Source organism: Pseudoalteromonas sp. JB197 (assembly GCF_002332205.1).
In the GTDB taxonomy this organism is placed as follows: Bacteria; Pseudomonadota; Gammaproteobacteria; order Enterobacterales; family Alteromonadaceae; genus Pseudoalteromonas; species Pseudoalteromonas nigrifaciens.
In genome coordinates this window covers 2,833,081-2,855,822 of sequence record NZ_NRGZ01000001.1, presented here as the reverse complement: position 1 = coordinate 2,855,822, position 22,742 = coordinate 2,833,081, and the positions used below count along the sequence as shown (strand labels likewise).

Genomic DNA, 22,742 nt, shown 5'->3' with positions numbered 1-22,742 from the left:
CTCTTTTTCCCAATTACGATTGTAGTGTTGTGGCTAAGCGGTTTAATTTACCGCGAATAGAGCCGTCGATTACAGTGTCACCCGCCTTAATAATAAGGCCTCCAACTACTGCTGCGTCTTCACTACAATTCAGCTTAACTTTGCGTGCGAAACGTTTTTCAAGTGCCGCTACCAATGACTCTTGTTGCGCTGCAACAAGAGGGGTTGCCGAAATCACATCAACGTCGATTTCTTTGTCGTATTCTGCTTTAAATTTAGCAAATAACTGTGCAACTGCTGGTAGTGCGATCAAACGTCCATTTTCAGCCATCACCTTAACTAGGTTCTGACCTTGTTCGTTGAGCTGCTCAGCACAAATTTGAATAAATAATTCAGCTTGTGTAGTAGCAGTAGGCATACCCGCTAGAAGCGCAGATGCTTTTTCATCGCTAGCAACGTGGCCAGCAAAAAATAACATCTCGTTCCAACTTTCAATAGTGCCTTTTTCAACGGCAAGTTCAAAAGCCGCTTTAGCGTATGGGCGAGCGATAGTAGTCAATTCAGACATGCTCATACCCTCCTAGTTACAGCTCAGCGACAAGTTTTTCAACGATGTCACTATGTGCAGCTTGATTAATTTCACGCTCTAAAATTCTCTGTGCGCCAACCACTGCCAGAGTTGCTACTTGCTTACGTAGCTCTTCTGTCACACGGTTACGCTCTGATTCAATTTCAGAGTGCCCTTGAGCAATGATTTTTTCACGCTCTTGTTGACCACGAACTGTCTCTTCGTCAACAATTAGCACAGCACGCTTTTTAGCTTGGTCTATGATATCAGCCGCTTGAACTTTGGCATCTTTAAGCTGTTCTGCAGCTTTCTTTTGCGCTAGTTCTAAGTCTTTTTCGGCTCTATCAGAGGCAGCTAAACCATCTTCGATTTTTTTCTGGCGAGCTTCAATTGCACCGTTTAGTGGTGGCCATACGAACTTCATACAAAAAAGTACGAACACCGTAAACGCAATCAATTCACCGATAAGAGTGGCGTTTAAATTCACAACCGCTCCTCCTTAAATAGTAAGCTGTTCAAAAAATAAAATTAAAGTACGAACAACAATACCATAGCGATACCAACACCAATCATTGCTACAGCATCGATTAGACCAGCAAGGATAAACATTTTAACTTGTAGCGAAGGTGCAAGCTCAGGTTGACGCGCACATGCTTCAAGGAATTTACCGCCCATGTTACCAAAACCAACTGCTGTACCGATTGCACCGAAGCCAATTAGTAAAGCTACTGCGATGTACTTAAGACCTAATACTAGTTCCATTTTTTTCTCCAAAGTTTCAATTGTAATTAAAGTTAAATATTAAAGGTAAAGATTATAAATTAGTGATTATCTGAACTTGCCATGCTTAGGTAAACAATGGTCAGCATCATAAATAAGAATGCTTGCAGTGTAATAACTAAGATATGGAATACTGCCCATACAAAGTGCAGTGGTAACTGCATAAAACCAATTGCGCCAATCAAGATGAAAATCAATTCACCTGCATACAAGTTACCAAATAAACGTAGTGCTAACGAAAATGGCTTAGAAACCAATGCGATAAGCTCAAGTAACAAGTTGAAAGGAATCAATAAAATTTGCACAAACACGTTATTAGAGCTAAACGGGTGAAGCGTTAGTTCTTTAATAAAGCCGCCAATGCCTTTGATTTTTATTGCAAAACCAACCATTAAAATAAATACACCCAGCGCAAGTGCAGAGGTCATATTAATATCGGTAGTCGGTACAATTTTCATGTACACGTCGTGTGAGTCCATACCGAATGCTGTTTCACCAACGAAACCTGCAAATGATGGTAAAAAGTCAACCGGGATTAAGTCCATTAAGTTCATTAAGAACACCCAAACGAATATCGTTAGGGCTAATGGCGCAATAAGCTTACTTTTACCGTGGAAGGTATCGCGTACGTTGTCGCCAACGAACTCAACGATAATTTCAATAAAACACTGAAATTTTCCTGGTACACCAAGTGTTGATTTTTTTGCGGCACTACGGAAGATCCATAAAAATATTAGACCTAATCCGATAGACCATGCGAGGGTATCCACATGCCATGTCCAGAATCCACTATCCGCACATGCTTTATTGAAGGCTAAACCGGCATCGGTCGAACACATCTTCGCATTGGTCAAGTGGTGCTGAATATGGCTAGATAGAGTAACTTCTTCTGCAGCCATGTTATATCCCAAAGTTAATGTTTAAAAAAAACGGGTGCAAACAATCCAGTAAACAACACCAACACATAAGCACTAAAAAAAGGCAGTAACACTACCGGGTAAAGCTTTAGTATTAGCGCGAACAATATGATTGTTAGCATAAATTTTAGTCCGTTGCCGCGCTTTAACGAGGCATACGCTTGATTTACTTTACTCGCACCCATATATCTGAATGCGTAGAGGGCAAATACTAAGTGGGGGAGTACTGCTACGGTGCCTCCAGCAAATGCTGATAACCCGGCATTTATTCCCCAACCTAAAAAAATAATTACTGTAGTAACTAACGCTACTACTCCCTGCAGAAGAATTAATTTCAATGCGGCAAGCCTATACGGTCTTGCTAACTTATTCGTCACGTTTAGTTAACCTTAATGGCGTTCTAATTGTCAGGGTATGAAAACTGGCGAAATTATACTTAATCCTGCCAGTTTTGCAACTTGAGTAGCTGTATTGTGGTGTAAAATAACGACAATTGTCTCATTTTAGACATGTTATTTATTAATGCTGGGAATAGTCTTGGTTGATACGATTTAAAATGCCATCTAATTCATCAAGGTTTGTGTAAGAAATAACCAACTTACCTTTGCCTTTTTTGTTATAGTTTATTTCTACTTTGGCACCTATGTTTTCAGCGAGTTGTTGCTCTAACTGTTTAACATCTGGATCTTTTTCTGTTGCTTCTTTAGCGGCTACAGGCTCTAAAATTGAACGTACAAGCTTTTCGGTTTCTCGCACTGTAAGTGCTTTAGCCACAGCTAAACGCGCCGCATCAGATTGCGTATCTCCCTCAAGCGCTAATAAACAACGAGCGTGGCCCATTTCAATATCGCCGTGTTCTAACAATGTTTTTACGTCATTATTTAAATTATTTAAACGCAATAAATTAGTCACTGTAGTACGAGATTTACCAACGGCATCGGCTACTTGTTGATGCGTTAATTCAAACTCATTTAGTAAACGGTTTAAAGCAACCGCTTCTTCCATGGCATTTAAATCTTCACGCTGAATATTTTCTATTAAAGCAATAGCAACCGCAGCTTCATCGGGTACATCTTTAATAATACAAGGTACAGTATCAAGCTTAGCTATTTGTGCTGCACGCCAACGACGTTCACCGGCAATAATTTCATAGCTATTTTGAGCAATAGGGCGCACTACAATTGGCTGAATAATGCCTTGCGCGCGAATTGAACTAGCTAACTCTTCTAATGCTTCTTCCGACATATCTTTACGCGGTTGATATTTACCCGAGTGTAAAAATTCGATCGGTAATTTTTGTAATTCGCTTTGTTGAGATTGCGTTACATTGTGCATAATGTCAGTTGTATTTGACGAATTTTGCTCATTGCTACTTGTTGGTGCAGGTTTTGATGAACTTAACAGCGCATCGAGTCCTCGGCCTAAACCTCTTTTTTTAGCAGACATATTATTTTTTTACCTCAAAGTTAGGCGACAACTGGCGTTGTTTTTTCTTTTCTGCGTAACATTTCACCAGCCAGTGCTAAATATGCTTTAGCACCACTTGATGCCCGGTCATAATACATCGCTGGTGCACCAAAACTTGGTGCCTCGGCTAAGCGAACATTACGCGGGATCACTGTGCGGTAAACTTTATCGCCAAAATGTTGTTTTAATTGTTCTGATACATCATTAGCTAATCGATTACGCGGATCGTACATAGTACGAAGTATGCCTTCAATTTGTAGCTTAGGATTAACTAACTTGGCAAGTTGCGTAATGGTGTCCATTAATGCGGTTAAACCTTCTAACGCATAATATTCACATTGCATAGGGACTAAAATAGAGTCGGCTGCAGCCATGGCATTTACTGTTAACATATTTAAAGAAGGAGGGCAGTCGATAAAAATGAATTCATATTGGTCTTGAATTTTTTCCAGCGCATTACGCAAACGTACTTCGCGGGCAAATAATTCCATTAATTTTACTTCTGCAGCGGTTACATCACCATTTGCAGCAATCATATGATATTCACCAGAGGTTTCTTTAATTATAACCTCTTCAATTGGCTTGTTTTCTATCAGCAAATCGTAAATAGTTGGCACGTCGCCATACTTATCTACGCCACTACCCATAGTGGCATTACCTTGCGGATCGAGATCAATTAACAACACTTTTCGTTTTGTTGCAGCCATAGATGCAGCGAGGTTAACAGCGGTTGTAGTTTTACCTACACCACCTTTTTGATTTGCTAATGCGATGACTTTTGCCACAGTGTCTCTGATCCCTAGTCTTTAGAAAGAATAATTAAATGTCGTTGTGCATCTAAATTAGGTACTTCTAATGCAATTTTTTGCTCAAACTTAACGCCAGTCGATAATGACTCTAGCTCTTCGCTAGGGAACACACCTTTAAGGGCAATAAATTTTCCTGAATGATCAATTAAGTGTCCACACCAGTCAACCATATCTTGCAATGAAGCAAATGCGCGACTGAGTACACCATCTAATTTAACACTTGGCTGATATTCTTCAACTCTTGACTGCACCGGAGTGACGTTATCAAGTCCTAGCTCATGTTTAACATGCATTAAAAAACGTACACGTTTACCTAAACTATCAAGTAACACAAAATGAGTGTTAGGTAATGCAATCGCTAATACAATACCAGGTAAGCCAGGGCCAGTTCCTACATCAATATAATGATGACCGGGTAAATGAGGTGCAACAACTAAGCTGTCCATTATGTGCTTAACCATCATTTCTTCAGGTAAGCGTACTGAGGTTAAATTATAAGCTTTGTTCCACTTAGTTAATAACTCAACGTAACGAACCAGCTGTTGCTGTTGTTTTTCGGTTAGCGCAATATTAGTTTGCGCTAACAATGTAGTTAATTGTTGCTGTAACACTAGGTACCCTCGCCGTTATGCAGATTTGCGTAACAAGCCTTGCTTCTTCAGATACACCAATAATAACGAAATCGCCGCTGGGGTGATACCAGAAATACGCGAAGCTTGACCAATAGTGTCTGGGCGAGCATCAATCAGCTTAGCAACAACCTCATTTGATAAACCCGATACGGTTTTATAATCAAACTCTTTTGGTAAAATTGTTTGCTCATGGCGTAACTGTTTATTGATCTCATCTTGCTGGCGCACAATATAACCTGCGTACTTTGTATGGATCTCAACTTGTTCAAGCGCGGCTTGATTAGTAAATTCAGATCCTAAGCCGTCAATTGCCATTAGATCGTTATAACGAATTTCAGGACGACGTAATAATTCCTCTAAACTAGCTTCACGCGTTAATGGCGTTTTTAGCAATGCATTAACTTGATCTATCATAGTATGATCTTTGTGGATCCAGGTATCTTTAATACGCTGTTTCTCTTTAGCGATCACTTCCATTTTTTCGTTATATGCCTGCCAACGCTCATCATTCACTAAGCCTAATTCGCGGCCTTTTTCAGTTAAACGAATATCGGCATTATCTTCACGCAATAATAAACGGTATTCAGCACGGCTAGTAAACATACGATAAGGTTCTTTCGTTCCCAAAGTAGTTAAGTCGTCAATAAGTACACCCACATAAGCTTCGTCACGACGTGGAGTCCAAGACTCTTTACCCTGAACTTTTAAAGCAGCATTCATACCTGCAATTAAACCTTGAGCACCCGCTTCTTCATAACCGGTAGTACCATTTATTTGGCCCGCAAAAAATAAGCCATCAATAAATTTAGTTTCTAATGAACGTTTTAAATCGCGCGGATCAAAAAAGTCATATTCAATAGCATAACCAGGACGACAAATATGAGCATTTTCAAAGCCAGTAATAGATTGCACAATTTCAATTTGCACATCAAACGGTAAACTGGTCGAAATACCATTTGGGTATAACTCATATGATGTTAAACCTTCTGGCTCAACAAAAATTTGATGTTTGTCTTTATCAGCAAAACGAACAATTTTATCTTCAATAGAAGGGCAGTAGCGCGGGCCTATGCCTTCAATAACACCACCATACATTGGCGAGCGATGTAAGTTTTTACGAATAACATCATGGGTCTTTTCATTAGTAAAGGTGATGTAACACGGTATTTGTTGTGGGTGATCACTTGGTTTACCCATAAATGAAAATACCGGTATAGGCGTATCACCTGCTTGTTCTTGCATTTTACTAAAATCAACAGTACGGGCATCAATACGTGGTGGAGTACCGGTTTTTAAACGATCCACTCTAAAAGGTAATTCACGTAAACGATCAGCCAATGCAATTGAAGGAGGATCGCCTGCACGACCACCTTTAAAGTTTTCTAAACCTATATGTATTTGGCCACCTAAAAAAGTACCTACGGTTAGCACAACACTTGGAGCACTAAAACGTAAACCCATTTGGGTAACCACACCAGTAACACGATCGTTTTCAACAATAAGATCATCACACGATTGTTGAAAAATCTTTAAGTTATCTTGGTTTTGCAATGTTGTTTGAATTGCCGCTTTGTACAAAGCACGATCAGCCTGTGCTCGGGTTGCACGAACGGCTGGGCCTTTTGAAGAATTAAGTGTGCGAAATTGGATCCCGCCTTTGTCAATGGCCTGTGCCATTGCACCACCTAGAGCGTCAATTTCTTTAACTAAGTGACCTTTGCCAATGCCACCAATTGCTGGGTTACATGACATTTGACCAAGGGTATCCATATTGTGAGTTAGCAGCAGGGTATTCATCCCCATACGTGCGGCTGCCAATGCGGCTTCAGTGCCAGCATGTCCACCACCTACTACGATAACGTCAAAATTTTCGTGAAAAATCATTAATGGGATCCTACTTAAATCAAACCAGTAAACTTCAAAAGGGAGCGTATTCTACCTAGAATTTAGCAGAAGATAAATGATTAACAGTGGTCAAGATCTAAGTGTGTGATCTCTAATAATATAAAGGATCTTTTAAAGAGATCTTTTATTACTATTACTACTACTGAAGCACTTTTCTGTTGATAAGGTTTAGATCTTTATTTAAAACATGCGATTAGATCAGATCTAAAGTTGTGAACATGATCGGATCATCCAGCGAATAAGCTCTGATCAAAAAGGTACTTTATGCACAGGGCAATATCAACCGGATCTTATCCAATGGATAAGCATAGCTATAAATGCAGTTTAATCAGTGTTTATCCACAAAAACTATTAAATTATTAGTAAATTGTGGGTAACTTTAATTTGGTTTTTTAGCTTGATCTATTAATTTAAGCCTGTTTTAGCTAGCCAAGAGTCAAGCCAGGCCAGTGCAGTATCCTCTGGTAGCGCTTCATCAAGAATATTAAGCTCTAAGCGTTCGGCTACTCTAAGTGCACCTTTTTGTGCTAATAACTCATCTATATTGCGCCCAGCAAGGTTATAAGTATCGTAACTGGTATCGCCTAAACCAATGACTGAGTATTTTATATTAGATAAATCATCAGCTTGTGTTAAATCGTCAATAAAGCTAATCAGATTTTCAGGGTAATCCCCTGCACCATAAGTGGATGTACATATTAACCAAATAGTATTTTGCTGATCTATATCGTTAAATACAGGCTGTTCATGTAGTTGCGTACTAATACCTTGAGCATTAAGTTGATCAGCTAATTGTTCTGCAACATATTCAGCGGATCCCATTTGGCTGCCAATAATAATATTTACTGCACTCATTAATTTTTGTGATCACATAGCTTTTAATTACCGCTCATAATAACTGAGTTTGTATAACAGTAAAGTTAAGAGTGCTTTTTTGTATAACTATTTTAGCTGTAATTTTAGCCTTGGTTATTTATAACGACTCAAGTTGTTGATTAAATAGGGTTTAACAAATAATCTTTAAATGTAATCTTCTGATCAAGTTGTTGATAACAGTGGGGAAAGCTCTGTTTAAAGCCACTTTTTTATTTATGATTGATCGCTAAGTTATTGATTTAAAGAATATGAAAATGCTTAAATAGAGCTTATTAAGCAATAATATATACCCTGATCATAATGTGGATAGAATGCCTGTTGATAAGTGCTATTTAGATCATAAAATAAATTTAAATGAGATCAAATAAAGCTGATCTTTTTATTAAATGAGTCAATTAACAGTAAATAGTTAGTTTTAATGGCGGATCTAGGATATTTACTTAGTTAAATACGGAAATTTAAGTCTCTATAAAAGGTAATAAAGGCTAATTGTGGATAACTGATCTGAGATTATTTATTTTTTCAGCGCAGATCATCATTAATTTTAGCTAACTTGGCCGACCAAAAATATAATTCACGCTTACTTGGTGTTGTGTTGCTCTACTCAATTTTATAAATATGCGTAATTTAGAGTCAATAAAAGCCTAAAATAGGCTCTTATATTGAATGAATTATAAACATATATTGCAGTTCTTAAGCTTAATTAAGGCTATTTTAATAGGAAGTATTACCATAATAGCCACCGTAAAATTGATCCACTGCAGTTAAAATAGCAGTCTGTTTTGTAAAAAACAGACTGCATTAATGCTATAAATTAGCCGTTTTATAGCTATTAAAGTGGCATTATTTTTAGTTAAAACGACATTACTCTAACAAATAAAGACTGGCCAGCTCTTATCAGGCATTAATATTAGCGCAATAAAGCTGTTTTTAGGGAGGAAATAGGTAGTGAAAGCAGGGGATTTTGACAATAAAAAAGAGCCTCTAGGGCTCTTTAAAATATATTTGGCAACTTATTTACCAATACAAAACGAGCTAAATATTTTTCCAAGTAGGTCATCTGAGGTGAATTCACCGGTAATTTCGTTTAGATATTGCTGGGTTAAACGCAATTCTTCGGCGAGTATTTCGCCCGCTATATGCATTTCTAACTGAGCTTTACCTGTATCTAAGTGGTACGCTGCATGCTCAAGCGCATCAAGGTGGCGACGACGTGCCATAAAGCCGCCTTCTGTTGCACCATCAAAACCAATACAGGCTTTTAAATGCTCGCGAACCAGCTCAATACCATCGGCATTTTTAGCACTTAAACTGATGACCGGGTATTGCTGATTTTGCTCCATACCAACAACATCGCCCGATAAATCGGCTTTATTTCTAATCACTGTAACCCCTAATCCAACGGGTAATTTAGCCATAAATTCTGGCCAAATTTTATGGGGATCAGTATCAATAGTGTCGGTTCCATCAAGCATAAACAGCACTCGGTCGGCTTGGTTTATTTCATCCCATGCGCGCTCAATACCTATTTGTTCTACTAAATCAGGGCTTTCACGCAGACCTGCTGTGTCTATAATATGCAGTGGCATGCCATCTATATGTATATGTTCACGTAGTACGTCACGTGTAGTGCCGGCAATTTCGGTTACAATAGCGGCTTCGCGCCCAGCAAGGGCATTTAATAAGCTTGATTTACCCGCATTAGGGCGACCGGCAATAACAACCCGCATACCTTCGCGCATTATGCTGCCTTGCTTAGCTTGATCGGTTACCGTATTGAGCTGGGCAATAATGGCATCTAAATCGCCAGAAACTTTACCGTCAGATAAAAAATCGATTTCTTCATCGGGAAAATCAATTGCGGCTTCTACGTACATACGCAAGTGAATTACTTTTTCTACAAGTGTTTCTATGTGCTTAGAAAATTCACCTTGAAGAGACTGTAGGGCACTTTTAGCGGCTTGCTCTGAGGTTGCATTAATTAAATCGGCGATGGCTTCTGCTTGTGTTAAATCAAGCTTGTCATTCATAAATGCACGTTCAGAAAACTCCCCAGGCTTTGCTAAACGAACGCCCTCTATTTTACTAATTTCTTTAAGTAACATATCCAGTACTACAGGACCGCCGTGGCCTTGTAGTTCAAGTACATCTTCACCAGTGAATGAGTTAGGGCCGGCAAAGTAAATGGCAATACCTTGATCAAGTTGCTCGCCAGCAAGGCTTTTAAATGGCACATAATCGGCGTAGCGAACTTTAGGTATTTTACCTACTACTTTTTCGGCAACACTTTTAGCAAGGCTGCCTGAAACGCGAATAATACCAACACCACCACGTCCGGGGGCTGTTGCTTGTGCTGCAATTGTGTCTTGATTGATCATGCTATTAATTTGCCAACAATGAGTAACTTTATGGCGGTATTGTAACCTATGGATTTATTTGTAGCGAATAGCTGTGGTGAAAAACAGGTAATAAAAAAGGCGACCGAAGTCGCCTTTATATAAGTAGGAGCTTAATTAGCCTCTTACTTTAATACCTTTCTTTTCCATGCCGCGGTAGATGATGAGCATCTGGACAATAGAAATAAGGTTAGACACTAACCAGTAAAGAACTAAACCAGATGGGAACCATAAGAAGAACACAGAGAAGATAACCGGCATAAAGGTCATCATTTTTTGCTGCATTGGATCGGTAACCGTCATAGGCTGTAATTTTTGCGTAATAAACATACTGGCGCCAAATAAGATTGGTAACACGTAGTATGGGTCTTTCGCAGAAAGGTCAGTTAGCCAAAAAATAAATTCAGCGTGGCGAAGTTCTGTTGATTCTAAGAACACGTAGAACAAGGCTAAGAAAATAGGCATTTGTAGCAAAATAGGGAAACAGCCACCCATAGGGTTCACTTTTTCTTTTTTGTACATTTCCATTGTGGCTTGGCCGAATTTTTGACGGTCGTCACCAAATTTTTCTTTAAGCGCTGCCATTTTAGGCTGAAGGGCACGCATTTTAGCCATTGAAGTATATTGCGCTTTAGTCAGTGGGTACATTAACGACTTAACGATAATAGTAATGGCAATAATAGCCACACCCCAGTTACCTAAAATACTGTGTAACCACTTTAACAATACAAATAAAGGTTGTGAGATAAACCATAACCAACCGTAATCTACGGTTAAATCTAAATCTGGGTGAATAGCTTCAAGTACATCAGACTCTTTAGGGCCCATATAATAAGTCGCAGTAAGTGTTTGCTCACTACCAGCTTGAATATTAACCGCTTCGTCTTTAACACCAATGATGGCAGCATTACTCTTAGTAATTAAACTATAAAGTGTATTTGACTGATCCTGCATTGGAACCCAAGCACTTACAAAGTAATGTTGAATAAACGCAACATAGCCACCAAGTGTAATTTTATTTAGGTTTTTGTCAGCCATATCTGAAAAACTGTACTTTTCGTACGGGTCATCATCAGTACCGTATGCTGCACCTAAATAGTTTTGATCAACCATGCTGCCTTTGTCTTGTACAGTGCGCTTAACTTGTGTGTAAAGCTGTACTTGAAGTGGCGTGCTAGTGGTGTTGTTAATTGTGTATTCTAAAGCAACATCATATTGACCTTTTTTGAATACATAGGTTTTTGTAAAGTTAACACCATTACTATCAGTAAACTGTAGCGGCACTCTAAGCTCATCACCCGTTAAAGTGTATGACTTTTGCTCTACGTGGTAAGTTGGGCGACCTTGTGCAGAAGCATCAGGACCATTTAAGCCAATTAAACCACTTTGTGAAAAGTATTGTTTACCATCAAACTCACCAAGCAGCATATAAGGTGTTTCACTGCCTTTAGTTTCTTCATATTGAAGTAAGTAAGTTTCAACAATATCACCGCCTCGGGTATCAATTTTAACTTTGAAAACATCTGTTGTAATTTCAATTACAGAGCGTTTTGCTAAAGTTGCTGAGGCAGGTAACGCAGAGTCAGATGAAGTTGGTACATAATCTTCTGATTCTGATGATGTTGGGTTTAATGTTTGTGTGGTGGCACTCGGATCGGCTTTTGGCGTGTTGTAATCAGTATTCCATTCTTGAAATAATAAAAACGACACCAGCATCAGGCCAATGAATAAAAACGTGCGTTGCGATTCCATAACAGCTCTTATTTCTCGTGTTGGTGGTTAATATGGGTTAATTTTTCAGGAACGGGGTCGTTCCCACCTGAATGTAAAGGATGGCATTTTAATATGCGTTTAACTGCTAACCAACTGCCTTTTACTGATCCATGCAAATTAATTGCTTGAATAGCGTAACTAGAGCACGTTGGATTAAAACGACAATGCGGACCTAATAGCGGGCTAATCCACTTTTGATAACCGCGGATAAATAAAACTAAACAATACGTTGGCAAAGCAACAAGTGGTTTAAGTAACCTCATGATATATATGCTCCTACGTAAGTTTAGTAAATAGATACCATGTATTTAAAGACTCAATATGAGATTTCAAATGCATGATTAAAAGGTGAGCTAAAGATACCTTAATTAACCCTGTAATTCTATTGCTATTAGGTCTGTTTATTTGATTTAACTGATTTATTAGGGCGCTTTTTAAAAGGTGGTGGTTTGGGCGCACCCGGTTTGCAGCGCTCATTAATTTTACGCCACAACTTGGTCAGTTGTTTGGTTAATTCTTCATTAGACTGCTCATCAATACCACTTTTAACCATAAGCACAATATCTATATTGTCGATGTTGTGTTTATTTAAACGAAAGCATTCGCGAGCTAAACGTTTAATACGGTTACGTTGACATGCCTTTTTAACTCGTTTTTTAGCAACAGTAAGTCCTAACCGAGGTTGATCTTGGTCATTAGGTTTAGCTAAAAGAGTAAAGAAAGGAGTTGCAGCCCGGGCGGGTTCATTAAATATGCGAGAGTAATGCGAGGGAGTTAACAGACGTAACTCCCTGCCAAAGTTAAAGTCTTCCACTTATAAATTAAGCAGAAAGAACTTTACGGCCTTTAGCGCGGCGACGAGCTAATACTTTACGGCCATTTACAGTTGCCATGCGAGCACGGAAACCGTGAGCACGTTTGCGTTTTAAAACGCTTGGTTGAAAAGTTCTTTTCATAACAATCTCTTCCGATCGGTTAAAGTTAAAACATCCTATGCAGGTCGCGATCCTGGCACAGGTGCCATTGCGAGCGCGAGATATTATAGATGAAGTGTATTAAAGTCAATCATAATTACGCACTACCCTTAGAGTATACCAGCTATTTAATGTAGATCATAAAGAGTGATCTATTAGGATCATCATTAATAAGAAGTTTTCCACAGCCCCTGTATAAAAAGTGAATAAAAGCAGGGGAAAACTAAATTAGATCGCAGATTTGTTTCGCGATCCAGAGCTAATTTTGTTATGATCTATGCTCAGGCTTTAAAATTAAACTTGTATTAAATCATTGTGTTAAGTGTTTTATACCGTGATATCAACAATTTTATAAAAATCAGTCTTTTACTTGTGGATAAAGTGTCTTCATAATAGCCGGTCTTGGGTCGCTTATTGGGCCATTTAAACGCATTACAGAGGTGATTTTTAATCATTAATGATGTGCGGGAATAAAAATTATATCTCTGGGAGTTTGACTGTGTATCTGTCGGTTTGGCAAAGTTGTTTATATGTATTGCAAGATGAATTGCCTTCGCAGCAGTTCAGTATGTGGGTGCGACCACTACAAGCAGAAAGTACCGAAGATACCTTGACGATTTATGCACCTAATCGCTTTGTACTAGATTGGGTAAGAGAAAAATACCTAAATAGAATTAATGAATTATTAGTAGAGATTTGTGGTGTTGAAGCTCCAGAGCTACGTTTTGATGTAGGCAGTAAGCCTTTATTAAATGCACAGCCTGTATCTGTTGCTGGAACGCAATCGGCGCCAACTACACAAGCCAAACAACAATCACGACAACCAAAACCTGTTGTAGAGCCAGCGCCAAAATCTGAATATAAATCGAATATAAAAGAAAATTATACCTTTGACAGTTTTGTTGAAGGTAAATCAAACCAGTTAGCAAAAGCAGCAGCAACACAAGTTGCAGATAATCCAGGTGCCGCTTTTAACCCTGTATTTATATACGGTGGTACAGGTTTAGGTAAAACGCATTTATTGCATGCTGTAGGTAATGGTATTTTGGCTAATAAGCCAGATGCAAAAATAGTTTATATGCATTCAGAGCGCTTTGTACAAGATATGGTAAAAGCACTGCAAAATAACGCGATTGAAGAATTTAAGCGTTACTATCGTAGTGTTGATGCGCTAATGATTGATGACATTCAATTTTTTGCTAACAAAGAGCGCTCACAAGAAGAGTTTTTTCATACCTTTAATGCGTTATTAGAAGGCAATCAGCAAATAATTTTAACCTCTGACCGTTATCCAAAAGAGATAGAAGGCGTTGAAGACAGACTTAAATCGCGTTTTGGTTGGGGTTTAACTATTGCAATTGAGCCTCCTGAGCTTGAAACACGCGTTGCTATATTGATGAAAAAAGCGCAGCAGAGTAAAATTAATTTACCGCACGAAGTCGCCTTTTTTATTGCTAAAAAATTACGATCTAATGTACGCGAACTAGAAGGTGCGCTTAATCGTGTTATTGCCAATGCTAACTTTACCGGTCGTCCTATATCTATCGACTTTGTAAAAGAAGCGCTACGCGATTTACTTGCCTTACAAGATAAGCTAGTTACCATAGATAACATACAGCGCACTGTGGCAGAGTATTACAGAATTCGTATTTCTGATCTGCTGTCTAAACGCCGTAGTCGCTCTATAGCAAGGCCTCGACAAGTTGCTATGGCATTATCTAAAGAGTTAACCAATCACAGTTTACCTGAGATTGGAGACGCCTTTGGTGGCCGCGATCATACAACTGTATTGCATGCGTGTCGTAAGGTTAAATCACTACGTGATGAAAGCCACGAAATTAAAGAAGATTACCAAAATTTAATAAGAACATTGTCATCTTAAGGCTGACTTTATTATGCAAATAACAATATCAAGACAACAGTTTTTAAAGCCATTAGTGCAAGTATCGGGCGCTATTGAGCGTAAGCATACATTGCCAATTTTATCTAACGTATTGTTAGCAGTAGAAAACGGGCAACTTTCAATGACAGGTACCGACCTTGAAATTGAACTCGTTGCAAGCGTGTTTGTAGGTGATGATATTGCCGATACTAAGTTAACATTACCGGCTAAAAAATTACTCGATATTTGTAAAAGCCTACCAGATGGTTCAGACCTAACGTTAAGCTTACAAGAGCATCAGTTATTACTAACCAGCGGTAAAAGTCGTTTTTCGTTAACGACCTTAGCCGCCGAAGACTTTCCTAATTTAGAACAGTGGGATGGCGAAGTTGAGTTTCAACTAACGCGTTTAGAGCTGCGAAAATTACTAGAAAGCACGCATTTTTCGATGGCGAATCAAGACGTACGTTACTATTTAAATGGTATGTCGTTTGAAGTAGACAATACTGACATTAAAACAGTGGCCACTGATGGACATCGCTTAGCTATTGCACAAAAGCAATTAAAGCAATCGCTTAATACGCAGCGCCAGCTAATTATACCTCGTAAAGGGGTGCAAGAAATTATGCGCCTTATGGTAGCCGACGAAGAACTAGTCACTATTCAGTTTGGTGCTAATCATATTCGTATTATCGATATAGAGTTTACCTTTACTAGTAAGTTAGTTGATGGACGCTTTCCTGATTACCGCCGTGTGTTACCTCGTGGTGGCGATAAAGTCATTACTGCTAATCGCGAATGGTTACGTAGTGCGTTTCAGCGAGTCTCTATTTTATCTAACGAAAAGTTTAGAGGTGTGCGTTTAAACTTATCCAATGGTTTGTTAAAAATCACTGCTAATAACCCTGAGCAAGAACAAGCTGAGGAAGTAGTAGAGGTTGGTTACGAAGGCGCCGACCTAGAAATAGGCTTTAACGTTTCTTATGTACTTGATGTATTAAACACATTAAAAACAGAAGATGTACTGTTTACATTGGCCGATTCAAACAGCAGCGCACTAATTGAAGGTGCAGGCGATGAAGAAGCAATGTACGTAGTTATGCCTATGCGTTTATAAGACTATAAGTACCCAATGAGCTTAAGTCATTTGAGCCTCAAATATTTTCGTAATATTGAGGCGCTGACGCTAGAACCAGTTAACGGCGTTAATATAATTTATGGTGAAAACGGCAGCGGAAAAACCAGCCTTTTAGAAGCTATTTATTACCTTTCACACGGCAAATCTTTTAGAACATCAAAGCATAAAAGTATTATTGCGCATCAGCAAGAGCAGTTTGTAATTCATGGCCGTAAAGCTATACACGACTTATCTATTCCTATTGGTATTAGTAAAACCCAAGCGGGCGAAACGAATTTAAAAATTCAAGGTAAGGCGAGCCGAAAAATATCAGAACTTGCACAGCTTATGCCGGTACAAATAATTACTCCAGAGAGTTACTCGTTATTTTTTGGTGGGCCTAAAGAACGCAGAAAGTTTTTAGATTTAGGTTTGTTCCACGTGGAACATGAGTTTTTCTTTTTATGGCAATCGTTCAATAAAGTGTTAAAACAACGAAATGCGCTACTAAAAAGTAAGCCAAAGAATTATTTTGACCAAATTAAGTTTTGGGACAAAGAATTTGTTAGACTGGCTGAGCAAATAAATAAATTAAGAATGGCGTATATAAGTAGGTTTAAGCAGCAGTTTTTTGATAAAATGTGTGCAGAATTAACGCTAATACGCGATTTAGAAATAAGCTTTAATGCCGGCTGGAAAGAGAGCGAATCTCTTAGCGATGCATTAGAGTTAAACTTTGAGCGAGATGCTCGCCAAGGTTTTACTAGTAAAGGGCCTCATAAGGCTGATTTTAGTTTTAGTGTCGCTGGCAGTAGCGTTGAGAATATTTTCTCTCGTGGACAATTAAAGCTATTACTTTATGCGTTAAAAGTAACGCAAAATAGTTTAATTGAGTCAGAGACAGATAAGCAATCTATATTGCTAATAGATGATTTACCTTCAGAGTTAAGCGAAGATACAAAAGAGAAAGTGGGGCAACTATTAGCTCACTGCAGTTCTCAAATTTTTATATCTTCAATTTTGTCTGAAAGTATTTCTGCTGTGGTGGAACCCATGCAACGAGAACTGCAAATGTTCCACGTGAAACATGGCAACCTAATAACAAGATAAGTGGGATTAACCATGTCTGAGAATTATGACTCGTCGAGTATAAAAGTACTTAAAGGATTAGACGCAGTAAGAAAGCGTCCTGGAATGTATATAGGGGACACCGATGATGGCACGGGCTTACACCATATGGTGTTTGAGGTCGTCGATAACTCTATAGATGAAGCCTTAGCAGGTCATTGTGATGATATTTTTGTAACGATTCACTTAGATGGTTCGGTATCTGTACGAGATAACGGCCGTGGTATCCCAACTTCAATTCATGAAGAAGAAGGTGTATCTGCAGCCGAAGTAATCATGACGGTACTGCATGCCGGTGGTAAGTTTGATGATAACTCTTATAAAGTTTCAGGTGGCTTACACGGTGTTGGTGTATCGGTTGTTAACGCATTATCAGAAAAGCTTAAATTAACAATTCGCCGTGAAGGTAAACTTCATGAGCAAACATACTCTCATGGTGTACCAGATGCGCCATTAGCCGTAATTGGCGACGCAGACACAACTGGTACAGAGTTACGTTTTTGGCCAAGTGATCAAACATTTACTAACTTAGATTTTCATTACGACATTTTAGCTAAGCGCTTACGCGAGCTTTCATTTTTAAACTCTGGCGTAAGCATTATTTTAAATGATGAGCGTGAAGAGAATAAAAGTGATCACTTTAAATACGAAGGCGGCATCAGAGCGTTTGTAGAGTATTTAAACCGTAATAAAACACCTATACATAAAGGTGTATTCCACTTTACACATACGCGTGAAGAAGATGGTATTGTTGTTGAAGTGTCAATGCAGTGGAATGATGCTTATCAAGAAAACATATACTGTTTTACAAATAACATCCCACAACGTGATGGTGGTACTCACTTAGCCGGTTTTAGATCTGCGCTAACACGTACACTTAACAACTATATGGAAAAAGAAGGCTTTAACAAAAAAGCTAAAACAACCAGTAATGCAACGGGTGATGACGCTCGTGAAGGCTTAACTGCTGTTGTAAGTGTTAAAGTACCAGATCCTAAGTTTTCATCACAAACTAAAGACAAGCTAGTTTCGAGCGAAGTTAAGTCTGCGGTTGAACAAGCAATGGCTGAAAAATTCACTGAGTTTTTATTAGAACACCCAACAGATGCCAAAATTGTTGTAGGTAAGATAATAGATGCGTCACGTGCGCGTGAAGCTGCACGTAAAGCACGTGAAATGACACGTCGTAAAGGTGCAATGGACTTAGCCGGTTTACCTGGTAAGTTAGCCGATTGCCAAGAAAAAGATCCAGCACAATCAGAACTATACATAGTGGAAGGAGACTCTGCTGGCGGATCAGCCAAGCAGGGACGTAACCGTAAAAACCAAGCTATTCTTCCGCTTAAAGGTAAAATATTAAACGTAGAAAAAGCACGTTTTGATAAAATGCTTTCATCACAAGAAGTAGCAACACTCATTACGGCATTAGGTTGTGGTATTGGTCGTGATGAATATAATCCTGAAAAACTGCGCTATCACCGTATCATTATCATGACGGATGCTGACGTGGATGGTTCGCACATTCGTACCTTATTACTTACGTTCTTTTATCGCCAAATGCCTGAAATTGTTGAGCGCGGATATATTTATATTGCACAACCACCACTTTATAAAGTGAAAAAAGGTAAGCAAGAGCGTTATATTAAAGATGATCCAGCACTAGTTGAATACCTAACAACACTTGCTTTAAATAATGCAACTTTGTACACCAGTACAGATGCAAGCGGTATTGAAGGCGAAGCACTAGAAAAAATTGTTCACGATTATCAAAATACCGTTAAGGTAATTGAGCGTCTAAAACGTAAGTTTCCTAATACTGTAATGAACCGTCTTATTTACCAAAGTGAACTGAAAAAAGAAGATCTTTCAGATGAAGCTAAAGTAATAGCATGGACTAAAGAATTAGTTGATGACTTAATTGATCGTGATGAAGATGCTACTATTTTCCAAGCTGCAACAGAGCACGATACTGAGCGCAATTTATACTACCCAGTAGTGAAAATTCGTCAGCACGGTGTAGATAAAGCGCACGTACTTCATTATGATTTTATAGCTTCACGCGATTATCAGCGCATTGCTGTTACTGGTGTAAACATTGCAAATATCATTACTGAAGGCGCTTATATTCAACGCGGTGAGAAAACACAACCTGTTGATAACTTTGTGGATGCTTTAGAGTGGCTAATTGCTGAATCTAAGCGTGGCCTCTATATACAGCGCTATAAAGGGTTGGGCGAAATGAACCCAAGTCAGCTGTGGGAAACTACAATGGATCCCGATGCACGTCGTATGCTACAAGTAACCGTTGAAGATGCAGTAGCTGCTGATCAGTTATTTGCAACGCTAATGGGTGACCAAGTAGAACCTCGTCGCGAGTTTATAGAACAGAACGCGCTACGCGTAGTTAACCTAGACGTATAATTAGTAATACTACTCACAAAAAAGGAGCCAATGGCTCCTTTTTTATTTTTTCAATTGCACAAACTGCTTAAAACCTGCGTGTGCACAAGGTATACTGAGGGTAATTTTCACGCTACTTCTCAGATAGTAAAAAGCCAAATATGCAAAAATATGACGTTAAAACCTTTCAAGGTTTGATCCTGGCTTTACAGGATTATTGGGCGCAGCAAGGCTGCGTTATTATTCAACCACTTGATATGGAAGTGGGCGCTGGGACATTCCACCCGCAAACATTTTTAAAATCGATTGGCCCAGAGCCAATGTCGAGTGCATACGTACAACCGTGTCGACGACCTACCGATGGCCGTTACGGCGAAAACCCAAACCGCTTACAGCATTATTACCAGTTTCAGGTTGTGCTAAAGCCTTCGCCAGATAATATTCAAGAGCTTTATTTAGGCTCTTTAGCGGCCGTAGGCATAGATACCTTAACAGACGAAGTGCGCTTTGTTGAAGACAACTGGGAATCACCTACCTTAGGTGCGTGGGGCCTAGGTTGGGAAATTTGGTTAAACGGCATGGAAGTAACCCAGTTTACCTACTTTCAACAAGTGGGCGGCATTGAGTGCTCACCGGTAACTGGCGAAATCACTTACGGCCTAGAGCGTTTAGCCATGTATATTCAGGGCGTAGACAGTATTTACGACCTAGTTTGGGCTGATGGTCCGCTTGGGCGAGTAACTTACGGCGATGTGTTTCATCAAAATGAAGTAGAACAATCTACTTATAACTTTGAGCACGCCAACGTAGAAGATCTATTTGCTCAGTTTGATAAATGTGAAGCAGAGAGCCAAAAGTTAATTGAAGCAAACTTACCGTTACCGGCTTATGAGCAAGTAATGAAGGCATCGCATGCATTTAACTTATTAGACGCGCGCCACGCAATTTCGGTAACCGAACGCCAACGTTACATACTACGCGTTCGTGCTTTATCAAAAGCGTGTGCACAAAGTTATTATGATAAACGTGAAGCGCTTGGTTTCCCGCTGTGTAAGGATAAGTAGGCATGTCAGCACAAAACTTATTAGTAGAAATTGGCACCGAAGAGTTGCCACCAAAAGCGCTGCGTAAATTAGCAGAAGCATTTGCTGCAAACTTAACTGCAGAACTAGAGACATTAGAATTAGCGCATCAAGGCGTAAGCTGGTATGCATCACCACGTCGTTTAGGCCTTCGCGTAATAGCGCTTGATGCAAAACAACTAGATAAAGAAGTAGAAAAACGCGGCCCAGCAATTAAGGCAGCGTTTGATGCAGACGGCAATCCTACTAAAGCTGCAATGGGTTGGGCACGTGGTTGTGGTATTGAAGTAAAAGATGCGCAAACACTTGAAACCGACAAAGGCGCGTGGTTGCTGCACCTTGCTAAAGTAGCAGGGCAAGAAACTAAAACGCTGATGGTTGACGTTATTAATAAAGCGCTGGCTAAATTACCTATTCCTAAGCCAATGCGTTGGGGCGCGAATAAAACACAATTTATTCGTCCAGTGCATACGGTAACTATTTTATTGGGTGATGAGTTAGTAACAGGTGAAGTGCTGGGTAAGCAGGTAAGTAATCAGCTTCAAGGACATCGCTTTCATCATCCTGAAAAAATTACCATTAACCATGCTGATGATATTTTTGATGTTTTAAAATCAGCCTACGTTATTGCCGATTACGAGCAGCGTAAAGCGCAAATTCGAGCGCAAATAGAAGCTGCAGCAAAAGCAATAAATGCGGTTGTAGCCATGGATGAAGATTTACTTGAAGAAGTAACATCACTGGTAGAATGGCCAGTAACATTAACGGCTACATTTGAAGAAGAGTTTTTGGCAGTACCGGCCGAAGCGCTTATTTACACGATGAAAGACGATCAAAAATACTTTCCGCTTTTAGATCAAAACGGCAAACTTTTAAATAAGTTTTTGTTTGTGTCTAACATAGAAAGTAAAGATCCTAGCGTAGTGATTTCGGGTAACGAAAAAGTAGTGCGTCCTCGATTAGCCGATGCGCAATTCTTTTTTGAAAGCGATAAAAAGAAAACACTAGAAAGCCGTTTAGAATCTCTCGATAGCGTATTGTTCCAAAAACAGTTAGGTACACTTAAAGACAAGTCTGCGCGTATTAGCGAGCTTGCCGGTTATATTGCCCAGCAACTTGGTGCAGATAAAGAGCTAGCACAACGTGCTGGTTTATTGAGTAAAACTGACTTAATGACCGAAATGGTGATGGAATTTACCGACATCCAAGGTGTTATGGGAATGCATTACGCACGTTTTGACGGCGAAGCTGAAGATGTAGCACTAGCGCAGAATGAGCAATATATGCCACGCTTTGCAGGCGACAGCTTACCTACCAACTTAATTAGTTGCGCAGTAGCGATTGCCGATAAGTTTGATACCTTAGTGGGTATTTTTGGCATAGGCCAAGCGCCAAAAGGCGACAAAGACCCGTTTGCTTTACGCCGTGCTGCTATTGGCGCATTGCGCATCATGGTAGAAAAAGAGCTACCGCTTGATATTTTAGACCTAGTTGCTAAATCGCAAACCTTGTTTGGCGATAAGCTAACTAATCTTAATGTATCAACCGATGTGTTTGAGTTTATGCTAGGGCGTTTCCGTGCATGGTATCAAGACGAAGGTATAGAAGTAGATGTAATTCAAGCAGTGCTTGCACGTCGTCCAACTAAACCTGTTGATTTTGATCGCCGTGTTAAAGCCGTAAGTCATTTTCGCACATTAGACGCAGCAGAAGCGCTTGCAGCCGCTAATAAGCGCGTAAGTAATATACTTGCTAAAAATGACATTACCAGCGAAGGTAATGTAGATGAAAGTTTACTAACCGACGACGCTGAAAAAGTACTTGCGGCACAAGTAGCAAAATTTGCTACTGAACTTGCACCACTTTACGCCAGTGGTAATTACCAAGAAGCATTAAGCCAATTGGCTGGTATTCGTCAAAGTGTTGATAGCTTTTTTGATAACGTGATGGTTATGGCCGACGACGAAGCGGTTAAGCAAAATCGTTTGGCGCTTTTAAGCCAGTTAAGCGGATTGTTTTTAGGTATTGCAGACATTTCTGTACTACAAAAATAACAT

21 protein-coding genes are annotated in these 22,742 nt (G+C 39.4%); 6 read left to right on the top strand and 15 right to left on the bottom strand.

Annotation, left to right across the window (positions count from 1 at the left end; genetic code table 11):
- Nucleotides 1-13: 13 nt before the first annotated feature.
- The 15 genes from atpH to rpmH form a co-directional block, all read right to left on the bottom strand.
- Nucleotides 14-547: a F0F1 ATP synthase subunit delta gene (atpH, locus tag CIK86_RS13525; protein ID WP_058374458.1), complete on the bottom strand. Its 534-nt coding sequence runs from the start codon at nucleotides 545-547 to the stop codon at nucleotides 14-16.
- Between the two features lie 16 nt (nucleotides 548-563).
- Nucleotides 564-1,034: a F0F1 ATP synthase subunit B gene (gene atpF, locus CIK86_RS13520; protein ID WP_011329630.1), complete on the bottom strand. Its 471-nt coding sequence runs from the start codon at nucleotides 1,032-1,034 to the stop codon at nucleotides 564-566.
- A gap of 41 nt (nucleotides 1,035-1,075) precedes the next feature.
- Nucleotides 1,076-1,309: a F0F1 ATP synthase subunit C gene (atpE, locus tag CIK86_RS13515; protein WP_011329631.1), complete on the bottom strand. Its 234-nt coding sequence runs from the start codon at nucleotides 1,307-1,309 to the stop codon at nucleotides 1,076-1,078.
- A gap of 59 nt (nucleotides 1,310-1,368) precedes the next feature.
- The gene (atpB, locus tag CIK86_RS13510; RefSeq protein WP_011329632.1) at nucleotides 1,369-2,226 is read right to left on the bottom strand and encodes a F0F1 ATP synthase subunit A; all 858 of its coding nucleotides are present in this window, start codon (nucleotides 2,224-2,226) and stop codon (nucleotides 1,369-1,371) included.
- A 14-nt stretch (nucleotides 2,227-2,240) separates the two neighbouring features.
- Nucleotides 2,241-2,621 carry an ATP synthase subunit I gene (locus CIK86_RS13505; RefSeq protein WP_086996475.1) on the bottom strand — a complete coding sequence of 127 codons (381 nt, stop codon included), beginning with the start codon at nucleotides 2,619-2,621 and terminating at the stop codon, nucleotides 2,241-2,243.
- Between the two features lie 142 nt (nucleotides 2,622-2,763).
- Nucleotides 2,764-3,690 carry a ParB/RepB/Spo0J family partition protein gene (locus tag CIK86_RS13500; protein WP_086996472.1) on the bottom strand — a complete coding sequence of 309 codons (927 nt, stop codon included), beginning with the start codon at nucleotides 3,688-3,690 and terminating at the stop codon, nucleotides 2,764-2,766.
- Between the two features lie 20 nt (nucleotides 3,691-3,710).
- A complete protein-coding gene (locus tag CIK86_RS13495; RefSeq protein WP_011329635.1) occupies nucleotides 3,711-4,496 on the bottom strand; it encodes a ParA family protein in 786 nt (261 codons plus the stop codon).
- A gap of 14 nt (nucleotides 4,497-4,510) precedes the next feature.
- Nucleotides 4,511-5,131: a 16S rRNA (guanine(527)-N(7))-methyltransferase RsmG gene (rsmG, locus tag CIK86_RS13490; protein ID WP_086996469.1), complete on the bottom strand. Its 621-nt coding sequence runs from the start codon at nucleotides 5,129-5,131 to the stop codon at nucleotides 4,511-4,513.
- 15 nt (nucleotides 5,132-5,146) lie between these two features.
- Nucleotides 5,147-7,036, bottom strand: a complete 1,890-nt coding sequence (gene mnmG / locus CIK86_RS13485) for a tRNA uridine-5-carboxymethylaminomethyl(34) synthesis enzyme MnmG (protein ID WP_011329637.1) — start codon at nucleotides 7,034-7,036, stop codon at nucleotides 5,147-5,149.
- Nucleotides 7,037-7,462: 426 nt separating this feature from the next.
- Entirely contained in the window at nucleotides 7,463-7,912 is a 450-nt protein-coding gene (gene mioC / locus CIK86_RS13480; protein WP_011329638.1) for an FMN-binding protein MioC, read from the bottom strand.
- A 1,034-nt stretch (nucleotides 7,913-8,946) separates the two neighbouring features.
- Entirely contained in the window at nucleotides 8,947-10,311 is a 1,365-nt protein-coding gene (mnmE, locus tag CIK86_RS13475; protein WP_086996465.1) for a tRNA uridine-5-carboxymethylaminomethyl(34) synthesis GTPase MnmE, read from the bottom strand.
- 135 nt (nucleotides 10,312-10,446) lie between these two features.
- Complete coding sequence (yidC, locus tag CIK86_RS13470) at nucleotides 10,447-12,081, bottom strand: membrane protein insertase YidC (RefSeq protein WP_011329640.1); 1,635 nt, start codon at nucleotides 12,079-12,081, stop codon at nucleotides 10,447-10,449.
- Nucleotides 12,082-12,089: 8 nt separating this feature from the next.
- A complete protein-coding gene (gene yidD / locus CIK86_RS13465) occupies nucleotides 12,090-12,365 on the bottom strand; it encodes a membrane protein insertion efficiency factor YidD (RefSeq protein WP_011329641.1) in 276 nt (91 codons plus the stop codon).
- A 128-nt stretch (nucleotides 12,366-12,493) separates the two neighbouring features.
- On the bottom strand, nucleotides 12,494-12,916 hold the full coding sequence (gene rnpA, locus CIK86_RS13460) for a ribonuclease P protein component (protein WP_011329643.1): 423 nt from the start codon (nucleotides 12,914-12,916) through the stop codon (nucleotides 12,494-12,496).
- Nucleotides 12,917-12,923: 7 nt separating this feature from the next.
- A complete protein-coding gene (rpmH, locus tag CIK86_RS13455; RefSeq protein ID WP_004335215.1) occupies nucleotides 12,924-13,058 on the bottom strand; it encodes a 50S ribosomal protein L34 in 135 nt (44 codons plus the stop codon).
- Between the two features lie 517 nt (nucleotides 13,059-13,575).
- On the opposite strand from rpmH, the gene dnaA reads away from it, so the two are divergent.
- The 6 genes from dnaA to glyS all read left to right on the top strand — a co-directional run bounded on the left by dnaA (nucleotide 13,576) and on the right by glyS (nucleotide 22,739).
- On the top strand, nucleotides 13,576-14,958 hold the full coding sequence (gene dnaA, locus CIK86_RS13450; protein WP_041454303.1) for a chromosomal replication initiator protein DnaA: 1,383 nt from the start codon (nucleotides 13,576-13,578) through the stop codon (nucleotides 14,956-14,958).
- A gap of 13 nt (nucleotides 14,959-14,971) precedes the next feature.
- Complete coding sequence (dnaN, locus tag CIK86_RS13445; RefSeq protein WP_011326734.1) at nucleotides 14,972-16,075, top strand: DNA polymerase III subunit beta; 1,104 nt, start codon at nucleotides 14,972-14,974, stop codon at nucleotides 16,073-16,075.
- Between the two features lie 15 nt (nucleotides 16,076-16,090).
- The gene (gene recF / locus CIK86_RS13440; RefSeq protein WP_011326735.1) at nucleotides 16,091-17,185 is read left to right on the top strand and encodes a DNA replication/repair protein RecF; all 1,095 of its coding nucleotides are present in this window, start codon (nucleotides 16,091-16,093) and stop codon (nucleotides 17,183-17,185) included.
- A gap of 12 nt (nucleotides 17,186-17,197) precedes the next feature.
- On the top strand, nucleotides 17,198-19,624 hold the full coding sequence (gene gyrB, locus CIK86_RS13435) for a DNA topoisomerase (ATP-hydrolyzing) subunit B (RefSeq protein WP_011326736.1): 2,427 nt from the start codon (nucleotides 17,198-17,200) through the stop codon (nucleotides 19,622-19,624).
- A gap of 140 nt (nucleotides 19,625-19,764) precedes the next feature.
- On the top strand, nucleotides 19,765-20,667 hold the full coding sequence (gene glyQ, locus CIK86_RS13430) for a glycine--tRNA ligase subunit alpha (RefSeq protein WP_011326737.1): 903 nt from the start codon (nucleotides 19,765-19,767) through the stop codon (nucleotides 20,665-20,667).
- A gap of 2 nt (nucleotides 20,668-20,669) precedes the next feature.
- A complete protein-coding gene (gene glyS, locus CIK86_RS13425; RefSeq protein ID WP_086996462.1) occupies nucleotides 20,670-22,739 on the top strand; it encodes a glycine--tRNA ligase subunit beta in 2,070 nt (689 codons plus the stop codon).
- Nucleotides 22,740-22,742: the final 3 nt, after the last annotated feature.

Excerpts from the sequence above, each read along its gene's own strand:
- rpmH (WP_004335215.1), bottom strand. The coding sequence starts at position 13,058 with ATGAAAAGAACTTTTCAACCAAGCGTTTTAAAACGCAAACGTGCTCAC.
- atpH (WP_058374458.1), bottom strand. The coding sequence starts at position 547 with ATGTCTGAATTGACTACTATCGCTCGCCCATACGCTAAAGCGGCTTTT.
- atpB (WP_011329632.1), bottom strand. The coding sequence starts at position 2,226 with ATGGCTGCAGAAGAAGTTACTCTATCTAGCCATATTCAGCACCACTTG.
- atpE (WP_011329631.1), bottom strand. The coding sequence starts at position 1,309 with ATGGAACTAGTATTAGGTCTTAAGTACATCGCAGTAGCTTTACTAATT.
- gyrB (WP_011326736.1), top strand. The coding sequence starts at position 17,198 with ATGTCTGAGAATTATGACTCGTCGAGTATAAAAGTACTTAAAGGATTA.
- dnaN (WP_011326734.1), top strand. The coding sequence starts at position 14,972 with ATGCAAATAACAATATCAAGACAACAGTTTTTAAAGCCATTAGTGCAA.
- CIK86_RS13500 (WP_086996472.1), bottom strand. The coding sequence starts at position 3,690 with ATGTCTGCTAAAAAAAGAGGTTTAGGCCGAGGACTCGATGCGCTGTTA.
- glyQ (WP_011326737.1), top strand. The coding sequence starts at position 19,765 with ATGCAAAAATATGACGTTAAAACCTTTCAAGGTTTGATCCTGGCTTTA.
- glyS (WP_086996462.1), top strand. The coding sequence starts at position 20,670 with ATGTCAGCACAAAACTTATTAGTAGAAATTGGCACCGAAGAGTTGCCA.
- yidD (WP_011329641.1), bottom strand. The coding sequence starts at position 12,365 with ATGAGGTTACTTAAACCACTTGTTGCTTTGCCAACGTATTGTTTAGTT.
- recF (WP_011326735.1), top strand. The coding sequence starts at position 16,091 with ATGAGCTTAAGTCATTTGAGCCTCAAATATTTTCGTAATATTGAGGCG.
- yidC (WP_011329640.1), bottom strand. The coding sequence starts at position 12,081 with ATGGAATCGCAACGCACGTTTTTATTCATTGGCCTGATGCTGGTGTCG.
- mnmE (WP_086996465.1), bottom strand. The coding sequence starts at position 10,311 with ATGATCAATCAAGACACAATTGCAGCACAAGCAACAGCCCCCGGACGT.
- mioC (WP_011329638.1), bottom strand. The coding sequence starts at position 7,912 with ATGAGTGCAGTAAATATTATTATTGGCAGCCAAATGGGATCCGCTGAA.
- mnmG (WP_011329637.1), bottom strand. The coding sequence starts at position 7,036 with ATGATTTTTCACGAAAATTTTGACGTTATCGTAGTAGGTGGTGGACAT.